Origin of the sequence: Psychroflexus aurantiacus, from assembly GCF_010820555.1 — a bacterium.
Taxonomy (GTDB): Bacteria; Bacteroidota; Bacteroidia; order Flavobacteriales; family Flavobacteriaceae; genus Psychroflexus; species Psychroflexus aurantiacus.
In genome coordinates this window covers 135,680-155,073 of sequence record NZ_JAAIKD010000001.1, presented here as the reverse complement: position 1 = coordinate 155,073, position 19,394 = coordinate 135,680, and the positions used below count along the sequence as shown (strand labels likewise).

Genomic DNA, 19,394 nt, shown 5'->3' with positions numbered 1-19,394 from the left:
TAGGAGGCGAGATCAGTTTGGAGTCTAGTCTGGATGAAGAAACAAGATTCTTGATACGGCTTCCTAAAAAACTAACTAAAAAATGATAAAACCACCAATACCGGTTAACGAAGCCGGGAGGCTCAAAGAATTACATAGTTTAAGATTGGTAGAAAGTTTACCGGAAGAGGAGTTAGATTTAATTACTAAACTGGCATCTGATATTTGTGAAACTAAAATCTCCTTGATCACACTCATAGATTCTAAAACTCAGTATTTTAAATCAAAACAGGGCTTAGAAATTGAAAACACTCCCAGGGATTATGCGTTTTGTGCGCACGCCATAAACACACCAGACAAGATGCTTATCGTAAATGATGCCTCAGAAGATAAGAGATTTAAAGACATCCCATTTGTGACCAAAGATCCTAAAATTGCTTTTTACGCGGGTATGCCCCTATCTACAAAAGAAGGCTTTGCCTTAGGCACGTTATGTGTACTGGATTCTAAACCCAAGGTTCTCACTGTTTCTCAAATTGAGGCTCTCAAGTCACTTGCTAAGCTGGTTGAGCGCTCTTTTGAATCCAGGCGAAAAGCGCTCGAGCTTGAAAAGGTTTACAACCAAATGCAATTGCATAAAAACCAGTCTGAAGAAATCGCACTTTCCATTGCGCACGATTTAAAAAATCCACTGGATAGTATACAGGGATTTTTGGAGCTTTTGCAACAGGAAGCCGGTACTTCTCTGGGCGAAGAAGCACAGCAGTACATAGACTATGCAAAACAAAGCACTCAAAAAATGACGGGTCTTATTTATGAAATACTAGCTTTTGCAAAACTGACTTCTTTAGAGGAAAATAAAGTTGAAATAGAAGTTGAGCCTATTATTCAAAATATCATAGATTTAAATCTCCCTACCATGAAAGCGGAGCATATTGAGATTGAATATAAGAACCTGCCTGTCATAAAGACCTCGAAGACCTTATTTTCCATTGTGTTAAGAAACCTGATAAGTAATGCTATTAAATATAGATCACCCGAAAGACCTCTTAAAATTAAAATCGATATCCAAAATAAAATTGATGAATGGAAAGTGAGTATAGCCGATAACGGTTCCGGAATTAAAAAACGCAACCTTGAGAAAATCTTTAAACCCTTTTATAAGGAAGATAAAAACAGTACTTCGGGAGTAGGGATGGGACTGGCTGCCTGTAAAAAAATCATTTTAAACTTAGGGGGTAACATTTCAGTAGAATCTGAACCTGGAGAGGGCAGTGTGTTCAGTTTCACTATTCCTAATTAAACGATACCATGCCGCAGCCTTATAAAGTTTTGATGCCCGAAGATAACATAAAGGATGTTCCGGCGATGACAGGAGCCTTTAAAGAGGCTGTGTTCTCTTTTCAGAAAAACCAGGTTACCAATGTAGAGAGGTTTAAGGACATGGCCCGGCAACACTCGTATGAAATGTGTTCGGCAACTTCAAAAGTTTTAGGTATTATTGAAACTTTAAATACAGACACATGCTCTCAGGGCGAGGAGAAGGTGAAAAGATATCTCATCAAAAAAGCAAAACAAATAAATACATCCCCAAAAATAAAGTGACAATGGATTTTGAAGTTTTAAATGTAGACGATGATAAAATGGTGCTTTTCATTCATGAAAAAATGATGACGCATTCAGGGTTTAGCAGTTCCCCAAAATCTTTTGAAGACGCTTATCAAACGCTGGCGTACATCAATAAGCATAAGGCTGAAGATAAAAAGTTCATCGTTTTTTTAGACATCAATATGCCAAATCTTGATGGCTGGGAGTTTATGGTCGAATTGGAAAAACAAAGACTTGATAAATATTGTTACATTTTGGTTATGACGTCATCCATAGACCCTTCAGACAAAGAAAAAGCAGCGACTTTTGCCGCTGCTATAGGTTTTGTGGAAAAACCAATTAGTATTGATAAGCTGAACGATTTAAAACAGAAAAAAGAACTACAGCCTTTTTTCGGTTAAGACTCTAGTCTTCCTGTTCTTCATCCCCGGTATAGGCGTCGTATTCCGGATAGAGAAAATTATTATACGGGAAACGCGTGATGTGAATATCTCTAACCGTGTCGTAGACTTTTTTTCTAAATTCTTCAATGTTCTCTTTTTCTGTTGCTGAAATGAACAACACCTTATCGCCCTGCCTCTGCATCCAGGTTTTCTTCCATTCCTCCAGTGTGTAGTGTTGATACGAACGCTCCACCATCAGGTCATCCTCTTCTATGGGTTCCGGCTCATAGTTATCGATTTTATTAAACACCATTATGATGGGTTTATCTCTGGCTTCGATATCATCCAAAATGCTGTTGACCGATTCAATATGATCTTCAAAATTTTCGTGAGAAATATCAACCACATGCAAAAGCAGGTCGGCTTCCCTCACCTCATCCAAAGTGGATTTGAAAGACTCGACCAGCTGAGTCGGTAGCTTTCTGATAAAACCTACGGTATCTGTGAGCAGAAAAGGAAGATTTCTGATGACTACTTTTCTCACGGTAGTATCTAAAGTGGCAAATAATTTATTCTCCGCAAAAACTTCACTTTTACTGATTACGTTCATCAGTGTTGACTTACCCACATTGGTGTAGCCCACCAAAGCAACTCTAACAAGACTTCCTCTGTTCCCCCTCTGCACAGCCATCTGTCTGTCGATGGTTTTCAGCTTCTTTTTCAGTAACGTGATTTTATCTCTTACGATTCGTCTATCGGTTTCAATTTCAGTTTCACCGGGACCACGCATTCCAATACCACCACGCTGACGTTCCAGGTGAGTCCAGAGTCCTGCAAGTCTTGGCAACAGATATTCGTATTGAGCGAGTTCAACCTGGGTGCTCGCATAACTGGTTTTGGCCCGTTGAGCGAAAATGTCCAGGATAAGGTAAGTTCTGTCTACAACTTTGCATTTCAATATTTTTTCGATATTCTTTTGCTGGGCCGGAGACAATTCATCATCAAAAATAGCTGTTCCTATTTCATGTTCTTCTACATAATCTCTTACCTGTTCCAGTTTTCCTTTGCCGATAAAGGTTTTGGGATGAGGCACATCCAGTTTTTGCTGAAAGCGCTTCATGACTTCACCGCCGGCGGTGTAGGTCAGGAATTCAAGTTCGTCGAGATATTCCTTGGATTTTTCTTCATCCTGAAACTGATTTATAATTCCTATAAGTACGGTAGTTTCGTAAGTTGTATTTTGAGCGTCTATCATATGTAAAATTAGTCTACAAAATTATGAAAAATACTTCAGTTCTATTCTGACTTTAAGATTTCCAAAACTTATGCTTCGCCTTCTGACTTTATTATGTTTTCAATTTTCATGAATGAGTCTAGCCAAGCCTTTAGAAATGTTCTTGCTTAGCTATTTATAAGTGGGTTAGGAATCACAATTCAGAAACTTCTCACGCGGAACTGTTAGAGATTTGAGGGCCTGAGTTTAAGCCTTGGGACTAATTTATAGTTCAGCATAGCTTTTCCTCTTTTAGTGGAATGATTTTTTTATATTTACTAGTGTGTAATTCATCTGTTATGGAAAAAAATAAATGTCTTTCTTGTGGAGAGCCGATTACGGGAAGAATAGATAAAAAATACTGTTCCGATTATTGCAGAAGTACCTACAACAATCGGCTTAACAGCGATTCTACAAAAATCGTGAGGAATATCAATAACAGACTAAAAAAGAATTACAGGATATTGAAAAGCATTAATACCGATCAAAAAACAAGGACCAGCAGAGATAAGCTGTTAGCTAAAGGATTTAATTTTACTTATTTTACAAGTCTTTATACCACAAAATCAGGTCGTGTGTATTACTTCGTTTACGACCAGGGTTACCTGCCTTTAGAAGATGATTATTATGCTTTGGTAAAACGCGATTGATGAGGAAAAGAGCTTATAAAGATATAATATGCCTGCTGGTCATCGCAGCTTCAGTGTGGTATGTTTTTTACGATTTGTACCCCTCCGAAATTACCGATTTATCGACCCAGGCGACCGAATTTTCTACCTTGCGCGCTTTTGAGCATATCAAAGAAATAGGAGATAAGCCGCATTACATTGGCTCTGAAGCCCATAACATCAAACGAAATTATATCGTTAATGCGCTTGAAGACATGGATCTTGAAGTGCAAACCCAGCAGGGGTTTGTTTTGTCCAGAGAGGGGGTTCTTACGATTCCGGAAAATATCATTACGAGGTTACCTGCCACTAACCCACAAGCCAACTCCAAGGCACTTCTGCTGTTGAGTCATTACGACTCGGCCGTGCATTCATCTCCTGGTGCAGCCGATGCCGCTTCCGGGGTAGCCACAATTTTAGAAGCTGTAAGAGCTTTTAAAGCCTCTAATCCTTCATTTCAGAATGATATCATTATTGTGTTTACCGATGGTGAAGAGGTGGGACTCGCCGGGGCAGAGCTCTTTGCAAAAGAGCATCCCTGGATAGATGAGGTAGGGCTGGCACTCAATTTTGAATCCCGGGGTAGCGGAGGACCCAGTAATATGGTCGTGGAAACCAATTATGGAAATTCCGATTTGATCGCTCTTTTTGACAAAGCTCAGGGAGAGCATCCCCTGGCCAATTCCCTGATGTACAGCGTTTACAAATTATTACCCAATGATACAGATTCCACCGTGTTTAAAAAAATAGCGGATGTTCCTGGTTTTTTCTTTGCGTTTATAGACGATCACTACGATTACCATGCTGCTTTAGATGTTCCGGAGCGTCTGGATAAAAGATCCCTGGCGCATCAGGGTGATTATCTGACGGCTGCTCTCAAGCAATTTTCAAGTGCAGATTTATCCGATTTAACCTCAGAGCAGGATGAGGTCTATTTTACAGTCACGGAATTAGGTCTCATTCATTATCCCTTTTCCTGGGTGTGGGTCATTTATGCGGTTGTTTTTATACTCTTCCTGGCGCTTTTATTTTTCGGATTTAAAATTAAGTCCTTAAACAGAAAAGAGGTTTTCCTTGGATTTGTGCCCTGGTTTTTAAGTCTAATCATTGTGGGGCTGGTTACTTATTTTGGATGGCAGGGGATTCTTATTTTATATCCGGATTATGACTCCATACTGCAGGGGTTTCCATATAACGGACACGATTATATCGTCTTTTTTGTGGCCCTGGCCTTATTCATCACCTTTACGACCTATCAGTTTTACGATGAAAGACTTAATCCCAAGAATGCTATGGTAGCTCCCCTACTGACCTGGTTTTTCCTCATTCTTATACTCAATATCTTCTTAAAAGGAGCTGCTTTTTTTATCATCCCTCTGGTTTTTATAGTCTTTGCTTTTTTCCTGATGATACGTTTTCAAATCCCTTCCTATCTTTTTCTTCTCATCCTGATCTTGCCCTCCCTAAGTATTATTGCACCCTTTATCCAATTCTTCCCCGTAGGACTTGGCCTTAAAATGAGTGTCATAAGCGCTGTGTTTACAGTTCTGCTTTTTGGAAGTCTGATTCCCGTATTTGGTTATTTTTCCATTAAAAAAGGGGTTGCTACCATGGCTTTACTGGTTGCCATCGGGTTTTTTATCAAAGCACATCTGGATGCAGAATTTACAGAGGAAAGACCAGAACCCAATAGTTTGGTTTATACACAGGATACAGAAATGAATCTGGCAACCTGGAATACCTATGATGAGCTTCTGGACTCCTGGACCTCGCCTTATTTTGAAACCTATGTAGACTTGACTTCATCTGCCGAATATCAAAGTAAATATAACACAGCCTACACCAAGTCTTCTTCTGCGCCATTAATAGACGTTTTAGGTTCAGACATTCAAATCGATACCTTAGAAGCGACTCAGTCTGACTTTAAAAAATTCAGAGTGACATTGAATTATAGAAGAGAGGTGAACAGAATTGTGATTTCTGAAACTACTCTGACGAATTTCAAGTCCTTTGAAGTCAATGGAGAAGTAGCTGATTTTTATACCGATGAAGCCGATGCTTATCATGTTCATCAAAATCGGTTTCACCCCAACCTGATCGATTATTATGTAGTTAATCAAGAGCCTTTGTATTTTGAATTCGAAGTCAGTGAAGACAAAGCTTTAGACTTTGTTATAAATGAAATTAGCTTTGATTTACTATCGCATCCAGACCTGCCTGTTAAAAGCAGACCGGATACCAAAATTCCCAAGCCTTTTGTGGTGAACGACGCCATGATCACTAAACAAAAATTGATGTTTTAATGCAAAAACAGATCTCCATATTGGGCTGCGGCTGGCTGGGTTTACCGCTGGCAAAAGAATTAATACAATTGGGCTGGCAGGTAAAAGGCTCGACAACCTCTTCCGAAAAAATGCAGAAGCTGGAAGAAGAGGGTATTTTACCTTATAACATAGAACTTCAGGAAGACCGGATTACAGGGGGTGTGCAAGCCTTTTTAGAAGATTCTGAAGTATTGATCATCGACATTCCTCCGGGCTTAAAACGGCATCCCAATTCGAGTTTTGTATCCAAGTTAGAACAGCTTACTAAGGCAGTTTCAGCATCCGCTATTGAAAGACTAATTTATGTGAGTTCGACGGGAGTGTTTCAGGATCATGAAACTTTACCGTCTTTTACCGAGCATTATCAGTTTACACCAAAAGAAATTAAAAACAGTCAGCTGGTTCAGGCTGAACAGTTACTTCTGAATTTGCCTGAGGTTACAACCAGTGTGATAAGATTTGGTGGTTTGGTAGGAAAGGAGAGACATCCCGTTAAGTACCTTTCAGGAAAAACCGATGTGAAAAATCCCCATTCACCGGTCAATTTAATTCATTTGGATAACTGTATTTTACTGATTTCAGAGATCATTCAGCAGGAAAAATACGGAATGGTTTTTCATGGTGTTGAAGCTATTCATGGGTCAAAAGAGGACTATTATACCCGAAAAGCTAAAGAGTTTGGTCTGCTCAAACCAGAATTCAATCATGAAAAAAAGTCAGTAGGAAAAGACATCAGCATGGCCTGGACCGCTAGAGCGCTACAGGTCAATATTTCTGTAAAGGTGTGACTTTGATTGATCGGTTTTTTTAATTTTCTACTCACGCCTGCCTTTGCCAAGGAATGCAGGCTGGCTCACGTCTCACCAAACTAAGTACGAAGTAAGATATACGAAGTACAAAGTAAATGGTCAAGAGTGTAAAATTTTGAATTAGTTTTCACTCATTAACTCACTAAACTCAAGAACTAATGATTACCGGATTTCAAATTTAGAACCTAAATCCAATAACCTACGACCTCGTTTTCGTCTTGTTGTCACACCCGAGACTTACCACCCACGACTCACCACTCACCACTCTTATTCAATACTCTCCGCTTGTGAAAGAATCCATTCATTGTGTTTAAAGTAATCCCATTCAATACCCGTCAGGTCTAGCTCCGGATCCACAAGGTATTCAGGTGGTCTTCCGTTCAGACTCACTTTTACCCGCGCATAAATCTCTGCCGGAATAGCTTTTGCAGCGTATTCTTTTTTCAGCTTCTGTGTAAACTGCCAGATACCGTCCGGTTTTAAGAGCGTCTGCTGCTGTTTTTCAGTTAAATAGTCCTGAAGTTTCACATACTCGCTTTTGCCTGTATTCAGATTTTTCACTCTAAAACTTACGGAGCCGCTTTTAGACCTTAGCATCATCCTCCAGCTCATTCTATGGCCTTCTTCGGTCCAGAAGACATCTCCTTTTATAAAGTGGTGTCTAATGGGTAACACTAGCTGTACGGTAAACCAGACCAGTAAAAAGCCTTTAAAATAGGGGGCTAGTCTGGGAACTTCAACTTCTGTATCGCTGTAGAACGGTTTGAATTTTAGAAATTTTCTGTGAATATATGCTTTGGGGAAAAAGAAGACCGTGAGTGCTAAGGACATATAAGGGAAAATCCCAATTTGAAATACAATGCTGTTGAACAAATGAAAGAAAACGCTTATCCAAAACATAACTTTTCGTGTAGGCTTCCATAAAAGCAAGGGCACGACAAGCAAATCGAATAAAATGCCAAAGTAGGTAATACTCATATGAATCCAGTTTTCCTGGAGCAGGTCTCCAATGAGCCAGTAGTGTGCCTTTCCTCTCATTAAAAGTTCAGCGAACGTACCATCCAGCCAGTCTGGGTAGAGCTTTGCTAAACTGGCGTAGGTATATACAATCCACATTTGGCCTATGATAAAAAGCACAACCCAGTTGGGCATGCTGCTGGATTTCAGTTCAGGCTTATTTTTGGTATCCAGGGAGAAATACCGATGTGCGGGAACCATGCACATGAAGATCAGAAGCAGGATGAGCAGGTAATAATGATTGTTGTAGGAGCTCTTCTGCATCAAATACGCACAGGTCCAGAGCAGGGTGTAAGCAATAAGGCTGAATCTGTATTTAAAACCCAGCATCACAAATACCCCGAACAAACCCATAAGTCCGAAATAGAAATACATGCCAGCTCCGGGTAAGGGTTGCAGAAAATCGAGACCAATAAAATTAAAGGTAAACTGGGGATCTATAAGGGTTCTTTTTACCCATCCTGTGGCAATAGCTCCCCAGGCTTCCAGGGCAATAAGCAAACCGAAAAAAATCCTAAACACAATGAGAGGAGAATTATCAACCTGCTTAAAGAGAAGCTTATTCATCGGGGGTAGACAGCTTTATGTAATTTTTGGCAAAGACTTCGTCGGCCTGCATTGCTTGAATCAAAGCTTCTAAACCATCAAATTTCACTTCACTGCGTATGCGTTTCAGCAGTTGTATGTGAAGGTGTTTGCCGTATAAATTCATGTCCAGATCAAAGAAAAACGTTTCTATGCTGCGCTCCTGTCCGCCTACCGTTGGATTGGTTCCGATGTTCATCATGCCGAAATATTTATCACTATCAATCACTGAGGCCACCACGTAAACGCCTTCTTTTGGAATGAGTTTATAAGATTCTTCAATCTTGAGATTGGCTGTAGGATAGCCCATATTTTTCCCTAGTCCTTTTCCTTTGATGATGTCGCCAGAGAGGAAAAAAGGGCGGGAGAGGTATTCATTTGCTTTTTCAAGATCACCTTCTTCAAGAGACCTCCTTATTTTGGTGGAACTCACCGCGACATCCTCGATATCCTGTTTTGAAATTTCATCCACTTCAAAGTTGAATTCTTTTCCGAAGGCTTTCAGGTCCTCGATATCTGCCGTTCTGTTTCTTCCAAAATGATGGTCGTAACCAATGACTATTTTTTTGGCATTCAATCCTTTTACCAGAATCTCTTCCACGTACTCTCTAGCGGTAAGCCTGGAGAATTCCAGGGTGAATGGATGGACGATGAGGTGTTCGAGGCCTGTTTCTTCCAGAATCAGTTTTCGCTCCTCGATGGTATTGATCAATTTCAAATCTGAACTTTGTTGCAATACCATTCTCGGGTGAGGATAGAAGGTAAGAAGAGCCGTTTGGAGAAGTTCCTGGTCTGCGGTATCTACAAGACGCTGAATAATTTTTCTATGGCCAAGGTGGACACCATCAAAAGTACCGATAGTCACCACTGTGGGGATTGTAGAATCGAATTCTGAAACACTGTTATAAATCTTCACCTGCGTCTATTTTCCGTTAAAGTTGTTCATCGTATTTTGAATGCCGGCCGTTCCGAATGAAAGAATCAATTCGGCTGAGGTCTCCAGGCGTTCTTTAAGTATTTTCTGTTCTTCCTGGCTCCATTCGCTCAGGACGTAGTCTATTTGACTGCCTTTTGAAAAGGCGTCACTTATGCCAAACCTGAATCTCGGGTAGGTCGTGGTTTGAAGTAACTCCTGAATATTTTTCAAACCGTTATGCCCGCCATCGCTTCCTTTAGCTTTAAGCCTCAGGGTTCCAAAGGTTAAATTGAGATCGTCTGTGATAACCAGTAGATTCTGAACAGCTATATTTTCCTTATCCATCCAGTAGCGTACGGCTTTGCCGCTTAGGTTCATGAAGGTTGTGGGTTTTATGAGGATAAACTTTCGGCCTTTGAAGTTAAAGTCGGCTTTATCCGCATAGCGTTCTGCTGTGAAAGTAAGCTCTCTTTGTTCTGCCAGCTCATCCAAAATTTTAAATCCAATATTGTGTCTTGTATTTTCATATTTTGGGCCCGGGTTACCAAGTCCCACAATCAGCAATTTCTTCATGGGGTTTTTTTCTTCTGTTTTGTCTCTGGATAAAAGTCTGGCAAAAAAAGCTCGCATTCACATTTTTTGTAAAAATAAAAAAGCATCCTGAAAAACAGGATGCTTTAAGTAAATTATAAATCTTGGATTTATTCTTTGCTTTCATCAGAAGAGTCCTCACTACCTTCAGCAGAGCTTGCTTCGCCTTCAGCACCTTCTTCTCCTTCTACAGTTTCATCTTCTTCTTCGTCTTCATCGACACCGATGAGTGAAACGTTTCTTGAAGTTCTCACCTGACAAATCACGGTATTGTCCGGGTGCATGATTCTGTAATCTTCACTGGCAACCGCTGTAACGTATAATTTCTGTCCAATTTTAAGTGGAGTTACGTCTGCAACGATATAATCTGGAAGATTTTTAGCAAGACCTTTTACAGTCATACGTCTTAAGTTAAATCTCAAAACACCACCATTTTTCACACCTTTAGGAATGCCTTCAGAGTGAACTGGGATTTCCATAGTAATCTCTTGTCCTTCGTGGAATTCATAGAAATCAATGTGCAGAATTTCATCTGTCACAGGGTGGAACTGAATGTCTTGAAGTACAGCATTGGTCTTGTTGCCCTCAAGGTCAACAATCACAGTGTGTACATCGGGAGTGTAAATCAACTTGTTGAAAGACACTACTGGCGCAGCAAAATGCACGATATTATCCCCCCCGTAAATAACGCAAGGGACCTCTCCAGCATTACGTAAGGCTTTCGTAGCTTTCTTGCCTACGCTTTCTCTTTTAGATCCTTTGATCGTAATCGATTTCATAAAAAAATTAAATTAAATTAAACTACATTAAAAACTTTCCGCTGATGGACTTGTTGTAATGGACGGCTTTCATCACATCGGCAAACAAATCGGCACAGCTAAGTACTTTTATTTTGGGACTGTCTTTTTTCAATGGGATACTATCCGTGACAATCAATTCTTCTAGTTTGGACTCCTGAATTTTCTCATAGGCCCCACCGGATAAAACCGGATGCGAACAAATCGCTCTTACGCTTTTCGCGCCTCTTTCCATCATCAGGTTGGCCGCATGGGTTAAAGTTCCTGCCGTATCTACCATATCATCAGCCAGGATTACATTCTTTCCGGTCACATCCCCAATCAATTCCATATGGGAAATCTTATTGGCTTTGGCTCTCTGTTTGTAGCAAATCACCACATCGCTTTCCAGAAATTTGGAATAGGCATAAGCACGTTTAGAACCACCCATATCCGGTGAAGCAATCGTCAGATCATCCAGCTTCAGACTTCTTAAATACGGTAAAAACACAGTGGAGGCGTACAGGTGATCCACAGGTTTTTCGAAAAAGCCCTGGATTTGATCTGCATGCAGATCCATAGTGATAATTCTGGTTGCTCCTGCCGTTTCCAGCATTTTAGCTACCAGTTTGGCCGCAATAGGAACTCTTGGCTTGTCTTTTCTATCCTGTCTTGCCCAGCCAAAATAAGGCAAAACCGCTGTAATGTGTCTGGCCGAAGACCGCTTGGCGGCATCCAGCATCAGCAGCATTTCCATCAAGTTGTCGGAGTTCGGAAACGTAGAGCCAATGATAAAAACCCGCGAACCACGAACACTCTCCTCGAAAGAAGGTTGAAACTCTCCATCGCTAAAATGCATCGTATTGACATTGCCTAGGGGAATACCATAGGAATCTGCAATAGATTGAGCTAATGAAGTGCTTTGAGAACAAGCAAAAATTTTTGCGACTTTTTCTATGTCTGCCATAACTAATTGACCTTTTGAGGGATATTCGTTTTATGGATTGCAAATTTAGATAAATAATTGAAGCTGGGTGTAAATAAGACCGATATTTTCTGCAAGGAAACAAAAAAATTTATATTTTTGCACTTCCAAAATGCCTAGGTGGCGGAATTGGTAGACGCGCTGGATTCAAAACCCAGTATCTTACGATGTGCGGGTTCGATTCCCGCCCTAGGTACAAAGCCTTCCTTTCGGGAGGCTTTTTTATTTTCAAGATTTTTTTTGATTTTGCTAAGGTTAACTTTTAACCTCAGCAATACATTTCTTAATGCATTTAGTTGACCTCAACACCCAGCCTGGCGAGGAGGATTAACTGAAGCTGAAAAGAAAAGTTTAAAGACTAATACCTCTTTTTCTTAAATCACTCTCAAACCACCAACTTTTATACATCCTCTAACAGGCTTTCTGACTTTATAAACCTACTTTAGTTCTTAAAAACTAGAGGATATGAAAGCTATAGGATTCAAAGAAAACTTAGACATAACAAACGAAAATGCACTTCAGGATATTGAGATGCCAAAACCCAAAGCCAAAGGCAGAGATCTTTTGGTAGAAGTCAAGGCGATCTCCGTGAATCCTGTCGACTATAAAATCAGAAAAAACAGAACGCCTGAAGATGGTAACTGGGAAATCATCGGCTGGGATGCCTCAGGAATCGTCAAGGAAGTAGGCGAAGACGTGTCTCTTTTTAAGGTGGGAGATGAGGTCTGGTATGCCGGAGAGCTAAAGAGACAAGGAAGCAATGCTGAGTTTCAATTGGTCGATGAAAGAATCGTGGGGAATAAACCGTCCAGCCTGTCCTTCGCCGATGCGGCCGCACTGCCTTTAACATCGCTAACCGCCTGGGAAATGCTTTTTGACAGAGTGCAGGTGAGCAAGGAAGATTCGAATAAAAGTATATTGATTGTCGGTGCCGGAGGTGGAGTAGGTTCCATTATGGTGCAACTGGCGAAAAAGCTTACCCGGTTGAAAGTCATCGGAACAGCTTCTAGAGACGTCACGAAAAACTGGCTCAAAGACCTGGGAGCTGATGTTGTGATCGACCACAGCAATAATTTAAGTGAGGAGTTCGAAAAAGAAAACCTTCCTGAAGCCGATTATGTCATCGGCATCAATGCTACCGGAGAACATTTTGAGGAGATCGTGAAGGTTATCAATCCTCAGGGAAAATTTGGATTTATCGACGATCCCAAAGTCATCAATGCCACCTCGTTTAAGCCGAAGTCGGTTTCCATTCATTACGAACTCATGTTTACCAGATCCTTGTTTAAAACACCGGATATGATCGAACAGCATCATAGCCTCAATAAAGTCTCAGAACTTATAGATGATGAAACTCTTAAAACCACAAAAGGAGAACACTTTGGAACTATAAACGCTGAAAACCTGAGAAAAGCACACCAGCTGCTGGAGTCGGGCAAAGCCAAAGGCAAAATAGTTCTGGAAGGCTTTTAAAATTCAAATTTCAGCCCTGTCGAATAAATGACTACTTCTCTGCTGTTATCTGCTGAACATCCTGTATCAAAACACCTTCTGAAGAGATACCTTGCACAATAAGCTGATAATCTACCCGGGGTTTTTTGATCTTAAACGAGATGTATCCATCTTCGTTTAGCTTTAGAATTGGCTTCCAGTCAATTACGCCATAATTTTGGTAGAAATCACTGGTATAACTATCAAACTTAGGGATGTAATAGGCTCTCTGCTGACTAAAGGCTACAGGATACTCAAATTTTTGGGGATTTATATAGCGATTAGATTCAAAAGCGGAAGTGAAATTAGAATGTATTTTTATACTTCCGCCAGCTTCCATAAAGCCACCTCCCATTCCCGTTTGATTTATTTCAATATAATCTACGTTCACCAAGGGGAAACCATAAAAAAATGAATTATCGAGAGGCATGCCGTCTAAGTAAAGCTGCATGGCACTAGCCCTTCTAGGGGCATTAAATCCGCCACCACTAGGAGCCCCAGCAGAAGTATTATATGATGAAGTCACTACCATTTGTCCTTGAAATTCATTCACGTTTATTCCTGGTTTGGACCTAAGGTAATTCCCCAGCGTATTATAAAGATTAAAGTCTTCAGGTCTGATTACACTCACACGGCTCCACGGATGTTTGCTATCCAACTCTCGCTCGCGTTCCTTTACTTTATTAATTTTCTCTTCTATTACAACTTCATCCAGGATTTCTCTGTCTTTGCCGAAAATGATTTGAGGCTGTTCTTGATAGTCATCTGAAACCTCCCGTTTTGTTTCTGGCTGAACAAAAGGAGGATTTGTTTTTAACTCCGGGTAAGTATTTCGCAAAAATTGAATACGTAAACCAGCTGGTATTAATTTGTTTCCTCTTATTTTAGAAATGGCAAGCTCCTCATCTTCAAAATGAAAAAAATTATTAATGATAAAGGATTCTTTATTGGCGGGCAATTCGACAGCCTGAGGGAGTCTGTTTCCGGTTGCATGAATTATAAATCCCTGATTTCTTCTTCTGGGTCTATCAAGGGATGCCTCAAACTCCAGTAAATTTTCCGGTAAATGCTCAATTTGAAAATCCTCATTAAAAATGTAATCCCAGTCATAGGAACTCCAGCCCTGAGTGATCAAAAGTTTGTCTAGTTCCTGAACCTTCTTTTTATCTATTGAATTAAAGTACCAGTCTGCTCGCTGAACGCTTCCCTTGATATAAGGCTGTAACAGGAGATAAGAGGTAATGGAGTGGTGGTGCTGATCGGCAATTGAATATTTCGGTAAGACCGAAACACTCACATTTACACTATCCAGGGCCTGGATGGGCTTCAGTTTTATGTCCAGCGAATCTGATGAAGCTGTAATTTCAGGACTGCTAAATGTCGTTTTCGGAAGGTTGTTGTGGTTAAAAAACAAACGCTCTGCGATTACTTTTTTGTCAGAATCTATCAAAGTAATGATGTTCATCCCTGGGGCAAATTCTTTTAGATTGAAAAGAAATGGAAGGGTATTGCCATTTTTAAAAGTGAAATCATAAACCCTGCTAGCCTTTAAGTTATGAAGAATCAGTGAAAACTTTTTATTTTTAATGGCTTTAGAGCTTTCGCGGTTGGTTTTTACCAGAAGTCTTAGTTCATCCTGAGTTGTTATTGCCGAAAGGATAACACCATTCTTTTCAATGGGCACCTCTATATTAAAAGCTCTTGTCTGGTCTCCGGAGTAGGAAATCTCTGCCATATACCTGCTGCCTTTTATAGGGATAAATGTGAACTTTCCAATACCGAACTGATTTAGCCTGAATCGTGCTAATACTTTATCTTGATCATTGGTGATTCGAAGATCTGCATTTGCTAGGCCAAGTCCATTCTCCTTTTTGGCGATAACTCCAACAGTATTTAATACCCCGGTCAATAAATGTCCGCTTTCGGGTAAAAACTGTACATCTATATCCTCTGAGGCTTCAACTGAATAAGACTCTTGAGTATCTTCAATCTCAATAAGCTTTATGGCCTCCGTAAAATAATTTTGTTCTTTAAAATTTCGCATCCAGTTTGTGAATGCATTTAGGGTATAATTACCCGCGGTAAATAATGAATCTATTTTGATTGTATTTGAAGAAACGCCTTCTTCTACTAGAAAAAGCTGTTCTTTGACCACCTTATTTTTAGCATCCTTGATCTGGATATACAAATTGGTTGCATCTGAAGCTTTAAGATTTTGCTTATTTAGGACATAGGCAGTAAATGCTATTTGTTCTCCTTTTAAATAAGTCGATTTGTTCAAATGCAGATAAGCAACCTCACGGGGAATTTCCAGGTGATTGCTTAATTTTTCTTGAAGATTGTCTTGTTTTTGTTGTGCGCTAACATGCATACACAGGAGTGCCGACAGGATGAAGAATAAAGTGTTTTTCATGATGGTTTATTTTAGCGTATTAAAGATACTTAAAATATTGATTATTAAACATTTGTATCTTGAACACTAACTTTCCCCTTAATGACCTATCAGTTCAGAATCATATCCACAAAGCAATCCTCTAAATCTAGGTTATTAAACGCCTAATGATTAGACGTTCTTTATCATCTTGACTTCTCAAAGTATTTAATTTTAAATTTATAGAAAATGCTAATCCTCTTTCCTTTGTGTTTTGGATAATTAATTAAGAGAATAACGTGAACCATAGATTTTAAAGGGAAAAAGGAGAAAGCTGAATTTTAAATCTCCTTAAACAGACAGCCTGTAGTCCTGTTACAAATTATTTATCTTTAAAATCCAGCTGAATAGAGAATTATCGTATTTTCGAGCCCAGTAAATTTAAAAAACTCTAGTTTATTTAGCTCTAAAATCATAGCCACACACCTTGACTAACCCAAAACAGACTTCCAAATGAAACTCATCAAACACTTACTGCTTCATGTATGCATCATCACTTTCGTGCTGTCCTGTGCAAAAGAGGAAAACACGATCGAATCCCAGACCTTTAAAGTAGATTTTGAAAAATTCACTCTGGATAATGGCTTGCAGGTTATTTTTCATGTCGATCGTTCAGACCCGGTAGTTGCTGTGGCTTTGACAACCCATGTGGGTTCGGCCAGAGAAATTGAAGGCCGCACAGGGTTTGCGCATTTATTTGAGCATTTGCTTTTTTTAGAATCTGAAAACTTAGGCAAAGGCGGACTCGATAAAATGAGTGCCCGCATTGGGGGCTCTGGAGCCAATGGTTCCACAAGCAGAGACAGAACCAATTACTTTCAAACCGTTCCAAAAGATGCCCTGGAAAAAATGATCTGGGCAGAAGCGGATAAACTGGGTTTCTTTATCAATACCGTTACGGATCAGGTTTTAGCCAAGGAAAAGCAGGTGGTAAAAAATGAAAAACGTCAGGGCGTAGATAACCGTCCTTTTGGCCATAATTCCTATGTGATAGACAAAAATTTATATCCGGAAGGACATCCCTACAACTGGCAGGTAATCGGTTCCCTGGAAGATTTGCAAAGCGCGACGCTTCAGGATGTCAAGGACTTTTACAATCGCTGGTATGTGCCCAATAATGTAACCCTGACTATTGCAGGCGATTTTGATACCGCACAGGCTAAATTGTGGGTTGAAAAGTACTTTAGTGAAATCAAGAGAGGTGAGGACATTCCGAAAATGGAAAAACAGCCGGTGACTTTATCTCAAACCAAAAAAATATATTATGAAGATAATTTTGCTAATGTTCCCCGGTTAACGCTGACGTGGCCAGGTGTTCATAATTACCATCCCGATGCCTATGCTCTGGATGTATTGGCGACCTACTTAGCGCAGGGCAAACAGGCGCCCTTATACAAAGCAGTGGTGGAGGATCAGAAGCTTTCAGATCGCGTAAGCGCTTATCAGTATAACTCAGAAATTGCGGGTCAGTTTATGTTACAGGTCACGGCCTATTCAGATACGGATCTGCAAAAGGTACTCAGTGGTATTGAAGAAGGATTTGCGAAATTTGAAGAGGAAGGTATTTCAGAAGCAGAGTTAAAGCGAATTAAAGCGGGACAGGAAACCGATTTTTATAACAGTTTGTCCAGTGTTTTGGGCAAGGGCTTTCAACTGGCCCAGTATGAAATCTTTGCCGGAGATCCGGGTTTTGTGAACCAGGATGTCAAAAATATACTGGCGGTTACTCCGGAAGATGTCATGCGGGTGTATGAGCATTATATAAAAGACAAAAATTTTGTCGCCACCAGTTTTGTTCCCAAAGATCAAAAAGAACTGGCGCTTGAAGATTCACGCCTGGCGGAAGTTGTTGAAGAACCCATAGTTGATGGCGCAGAAGAAACATTCGATGCCAGCTTAACCACAGACTATGAAAAAACACCTTCCAGTTTTGACAGGAGTATAGAACCCCCCTACGGGGAGAGCCCTGAGGTAAAAGTTCCGGTGGTGTGGGAAGAAGAACTTTCGTCTGGCCTTAAGGTGTTTGGTATAGAACATCATGAAGTGCCCCTGGTGCAATTCGAAATGCAGCTGAAAGGCGGAATGCTTTTAGAAAATCCCGAAAAAACTGGCGTTTCCAATCTCTTAGCCGAGTTACTGACCAAAGGAACAGCCGGTAAAACCCCTGAAGAACTTGAAAATGCCATAGAGATGCTCGGGGCTTCCATAAATGTGCGTGCTTCCAGGGAGTCCATAAATATCTATGGAACCAGCTTAGCCAGGAACTATGAAGAAACGATTGCACTGGTTCAGGAAATTTTACTGCAGCCGCGCTGGGACGAGAAAGAATTCAATCTTCTAAAACAGAGTACCCTGGCTCAGATCGAGCGCCAGAAATCACAACCCAACAGCATTGCTGAACTTGAGTTTAACAAACTGATCTATGGTGAAGACCATTTGTTGTCCAATGATAATTTAGGAACCCAGGCCAGTGTAAATGCAATTGATTTAGAGGATTTAAAGGCTTACTATACCGATAATTTTTCACCTAATATTACCAAATTCCATGTCGTTGGATCTATCACTCAGGATGAGGTCACCGAGTCATTGTTGGATTTGAATACAAACTGGACCTCCAGAGCGGTTGAATTTCCCGACCTTCCGGAGCCAGAAGCTCCTGCTGCTTCAAAGGTTTATTTTTACGATATTCCTGGCGCCAAACAATCTGTACTGCGTTTTGGCTACCCTGCGCTTGCAGCTACAGATGCTGATTTTTATCCAGCTACACTGCTTAATTATCGCTTAGGTGGCGGCGGTTTTGCCTCTCAGCTCACTCAGCAATTACGTGAAGGGAAAGGCTATACCTATGGTATTCGCTCCGGATTTTCGGGGACAAACCTCACAGGTCCTTTCCAGATTTCAAGTGGTGTGCGTTCAAATGTCACCTATGAATCCACAAGCCTGATCAAGGAAATTTTAGAAAATTACGGAAATGACTACAATGAAAAGGATCTAGAGATTACCAAAAGCTATATGATAAAAAGCAACGCAAGGGCATTTGAAACCATACGCAACAAGCTGAATATGCTTACAGATATCAGTAATTACGGGTATGCAGTAGATTATGCCAGGCAGCGTGAAGCTGTGGTCAGGGCAATGACTGTAGACGATATGAAGGCATTGGCAGAACAATATATAACCCCAGATGCAATGATTTATCTCATCGTGGGAGACGCTTCCACTCAGTTAAATAAATTAGAGCAGCTTGGCTTTGGCAAGCCTGTATTACTCAATGAGTAATTTGAAAGTGGTGTAAATCATGAGAAATGTGTTTAAGCTCAAAATGGGAAGCTCCGAAATGTTAAATGATTTGGTCTCCCGTAAATTTGAATTTGATATTGAAACTCTAAAATTTGGATGCCTGTTCAACATTAGCTCATTGAATATTTGCAAAATGAACTAGACACTGGCGATGAGGTATTGCTTTATTGTTTATTTGCAAACGAACATAAATATAAAGGGTCAAGATCTATACTTTTCTTGTGTCAGAATTTTTATCAGAGTGGATATGAAAATCCT

15 protein-coding genes and 1 tRNA gene are annotated in these 19,394 nt (G+C 40.3%); 9 read left to right on the top strand and 7 right to left on the bottom strand.

Annotation, left to right across the window (positions count from 1 at the left end; all coding sequences use genetic code 11):
* Positions 1-82: 82 nt before the first annotated feature.
* From G3567_RS00720 to G3567_RS00710, 3 genes are read left to right on the top strand one after another with little or no spacing between them, the layout of a single operon-like run.
* Positions 83-1,282, top strand: coding sequence for a sensor histidine kinase (locus G3567_RS00720; protein WP_164003259.1), 1,200 nt, complete (start codon positions 83-85; stop codon positions 1,280-1,282).
* A gap of 8 nt (positions 1,283-1,290) precedes the next feature.
* On the top strand, positions 1,291-1,584 hold the full coding sequence (locus G3567_RS00715; RefSeq protein ID WP_164003258.1) for a hypothetical protein: 294 nt from the start codon (positions 1,291-1,293) through the stop codon (positions 1,582-1,584).
* A gap of 2 nt (positions 1,585-1,586) precedes the next feature.
* Positions 1,587-1,988 carry a response regulator gene (locus tag G3567_RS00710; RefSeq protein ID WP_164003257.1) on the top strand — a complete coding sequence of 134 codons (402 nt, stop codon included), beginning with the start codon at positions 1,587-1,589 and terminating at the stop codon, positions 1,986-1,988.
* 4 nt (positions 1,989-1,992) lie between these two features.
* Here the strand turns inward: G3567_RS00710 and hflX are convergent, their stop codons facing one another.
* A complete protein-coding gene (gene hflX / locus G3567_RS00705) occupies positions 1,993-3,225 on the bottom strand; it encodes a GTPase HflX (RefSeq protein WP_164003256.1) in 1,233 nt (410 codons plus the stop codon).
* 317 nt (positions 3,226-3,542) lie between these two features.
* Here hflX and G3567_RS00700 point away from each other — a divergent pair, with 317 nt between their 5' ends.
* The 3 genes from G3567_RS00700 to G3567_RS00690 are packed head-to-tail and all read left to right on the top strand — an operon-like array spanning position 3,543 to position 7,023.
* Positions 3,543-3,893 (top strand): hypothetical protein, encoded by a 351-nt coding sequence (locus tag G3567_RS00700; RefSeq protein ID WP_164003255.1) that lies wholly within the window; start codon positions 3,543-3,545, stop codon positions 3,891-3,893.
* Positions 3,893-6,214, top strand: coding sequence for a M20/M25/M40 family metallo-hydrolase (locus tag G3567_RS00695; RefSeq protein ID WP_164003254.1), 2,322 nt, complete (start codon positions 3,893-3,895; stop codon positions 6,212-6,214). The genes G3567_RS00700 and G3567_RS00695 overlap by 1 nt, the downstream gene beginning before the upstream one ends.
* On the top strand, positions 6,214-7,023 hold the full coding sequence (locus G3567_RS00690; protein ID WP_164003253.1) for a Rossmann-fold NAD(P)-binding domain-containing protein: 810 nt from the start codon (positions 6,214-6,216) through the stop codon (positions 7,021-7,023). The genes G3567_RS00695 and G3567_RS00690 overlap by 1 nt, the downstream gene beginning before the upstream one ends.
* A gap of 288 nt (positions 7,024-7,311) precedes the next feature.
* On the opposite strand, the gene G3567_RS00685 is transcribed toward G3567_RS00690, so the two are convergent.
* The 5 genes from G3567_RS00685 to G3567_RS00665 all read right to left on the bottom strand — a co-directional run bounded on the left by G3567_RS00685 (position 7,312) and on the right by G3567_RS00665 (position 11,896).
* Positions 7,312-8,628, bottom strand: a complete 1,317-nt coding sequence (locus G3567_RS00685; protein WP_164003252.1) for an HTTM domain-containing protein — start codon at positions 8,626-8,628, stop codon at positions 7,312-7,314.
* Positions 8,621-9,562 carry a bifunctional riboflavin kinase/FAD synthetase gene (locus G3567_RS00680; protein ID WP_164003251.1) on the bottom strand — a complete coding sequence of 314 codons (942 nt, stop codon included), beginning with the start codon at positions 9,560-9,562 and terminating at the stop codon, positions 8,621-8,623. The genes G3567_RS00685 and G3567_RS00680 overlap by 8 nt, the downstream gene beginning before the upstream one ends.
* A 6-nt stretch (positions 9,563-9,568) precedes the next feature.
* Entirely contained in the window at positions 9,569-10,192 is a 624-nt protein-coding gene (gene pth / locus G3567_RS00675; RefSeq protein ID WP_164003250.1) for an aminoacyl-tRNA hydrolase, read from the bottom strand.
* 71 nt (positions 10,193-10,263) lie between these two features.
* Positions 10,264-10,932 carry a 50S ribosomal protein L25/general stress protein Ctc gene (locus G3567_RS00670; protein ID WP_164003249.1) on the bottom strand — a complete coding sequence of 223 codons (669 nt, stop codon included), beginning with the start codon at positions 10,930-10,932 and terminating at the stop codon, positions 10,264-10,266.
* Positions 10,933-10,954: 22 nt separating this feature from the next.
* Positions 10,955-11,896 carry a ribose-phosphate pyrophosphokinase gene (locus G3567_RS00665; protein WP_164003248.1) on the bottom strand — a complete coding sequence of 314 codons (942 nt, stop codon included), beginning with the start codon at positions 11,894-11,896 and terminating at the stop codon, positions 10,955-10,957.
* A gap of 132 nt (positions 11,897-12,028) precedes the next feature.
* On the opposite strand from G3567_RS00665, the gene G3567_RS00660 reads away from it, so the two are divergent.
* Positions 12,029-12,110: transfer RNA gene (locus G3567_RS00660), tRNA-Leu, on the top strand.
* Between the two features lie 269 nt (positions 12,111-12,379).
* Positions 12,380-13,387 (top strand): zinc-binding alcohol dehydrogenase family protein, encoded by a 1,008-nt coding sequence (locus G3567_RS00655; protein ID WP_164003247.1) that lies wholly within the window; start codon positions 12,380-12,382, stop codon positions 13,385-13,387.
* Positions 13,388-13,418: 31 nt separating this feature from the next.
* Here the strand turns inward: G3567_RS00655 and G3567_RS00650 are convergent, their stop codons facing one another.
* On the bottom strand, positions 13,419-15,818 hold the full coding sequence (locus G3567_RS00650; RefSeq protein ID WP_164003246.1) for a TonB-dependent receptor: 2,400 nt from the start codon (positions 15,816-15,818) through the stop codon (positions 13,419-13,421).
* Between the two features lie 471 nt (positions 15,819-16,289).
* On the opposite strand from G3567_RS00650, the gene G3567_RS00645 reads away from it, so the two are divergent.
* The gene (locus G3567_RS00645) at positions 16,290-19,115 is read left to right on the top strand and encodes a M16 family metallopeptidase (protein ID WP_164003245.1); all 2,826 of its coding nucleotides are present in this window, start codon (positions 16,290-16,292) and stop codon (positions 19,113-19,115) included.
* Positions 19,116-19,394: the final 279 nt, after the last annotated feature.

Bases quoted from the DNA above. Each gene is read 5' to 3' on its own strand.
- G3567_RS00720 (WP_164003259.1), top strand. From the start codon at position 83: ATGATAAAACCACCAATACCGGTTAACGAAGCCGGGAGGCTCAAAGAA.
- G3567_RS00715 (WP_164003258.1), top strand. From the start codon at position 1,291: ATGCCGCAGCCTTATAAAGTTTTGATGCCCGAAGATAACATAAAGGAT.
- G3567_RS00710 (WP_164003257.1), top strand. From the start codon at position 1,587: ATGGATTTTGAAGTTTTAAATGTAGACGATGATAAAATGGTGCTTTTC.
- hflX (WP_164003256.1), bottom strand. From the start codon at position 3,225: ATGATAGACGCTCAAAATACAACTTACGAAACTACCGTACTTATAGGA.
- G3567_RS00700 (WP_164003255.1), top strand. From the start codon at position 3,543: ATGGAAAAAAATAAATGTCTTTCTTGTGGAGAGCCGATTACGGGAAGA.
- G3567_RS00695 (WP_164003254.1), top strand. From the start codon at position 3,893: ATGAGGAAAAGAGCTTATAAAGATATAATATGCCTGCTGGTCATCGCA.
- G3567_RS00690 (WP_164003253.1), top strand. From the start codon at position 6,214: ATGCAAAAACAGATCTCCATATTGGGCTGCGGCTGGCTGGGTTTACCG.
- G3567_RS00685 (WP_164003252.1), bottom strand. From the start codon at position 8,628: ATGAATAAGCTTCTCTTTAAGCAGGTTGATAATTCTCCTCTCATTGTG.
- pth (WP_164003250.1), bottom strand. From the start codon at position 10,192: ATGCGAGCTTTTTTTGCCAGACTTTTATCCAGAGACAAAACAGAAGAA.
- G3567_RS00670 (WP_164003249.1), bottom strand. From the start codon at position 10,932: ATGAAATCGATTACGATCAAAGGATCTAAAAGAGAAAGCGTAGGCAAG.
- G3567_RS00665 (WP_164003248.1), bottom strand. From the start codon at position 11,896: ATGGCAGACATAGAAAAAGTCGCAAAAATTTTTGCTTGTTCTCAAAGC.
- G3567_RS00655 (WP_164003247.1), top strand. From the start codon at position 12,380: ATGAAAGCTATAGGATTCAAAGAAAACTTAGACATAACAAACGAAAAT.
- G3567_RS00650 (WP_164003246.1), bottom strand. From the start codon at position 15,818: ATGAAAAACACTTTATTCTTCATCCTGTCGGCACTCCTGTGTATGCAT.
- G3567_RS00645 (WP_164003245.1), top strand. From the start codon at position 16,290: ATGAAACTCATCAAACACTTACTGCTTCATGTATGCATCATCACTTTC.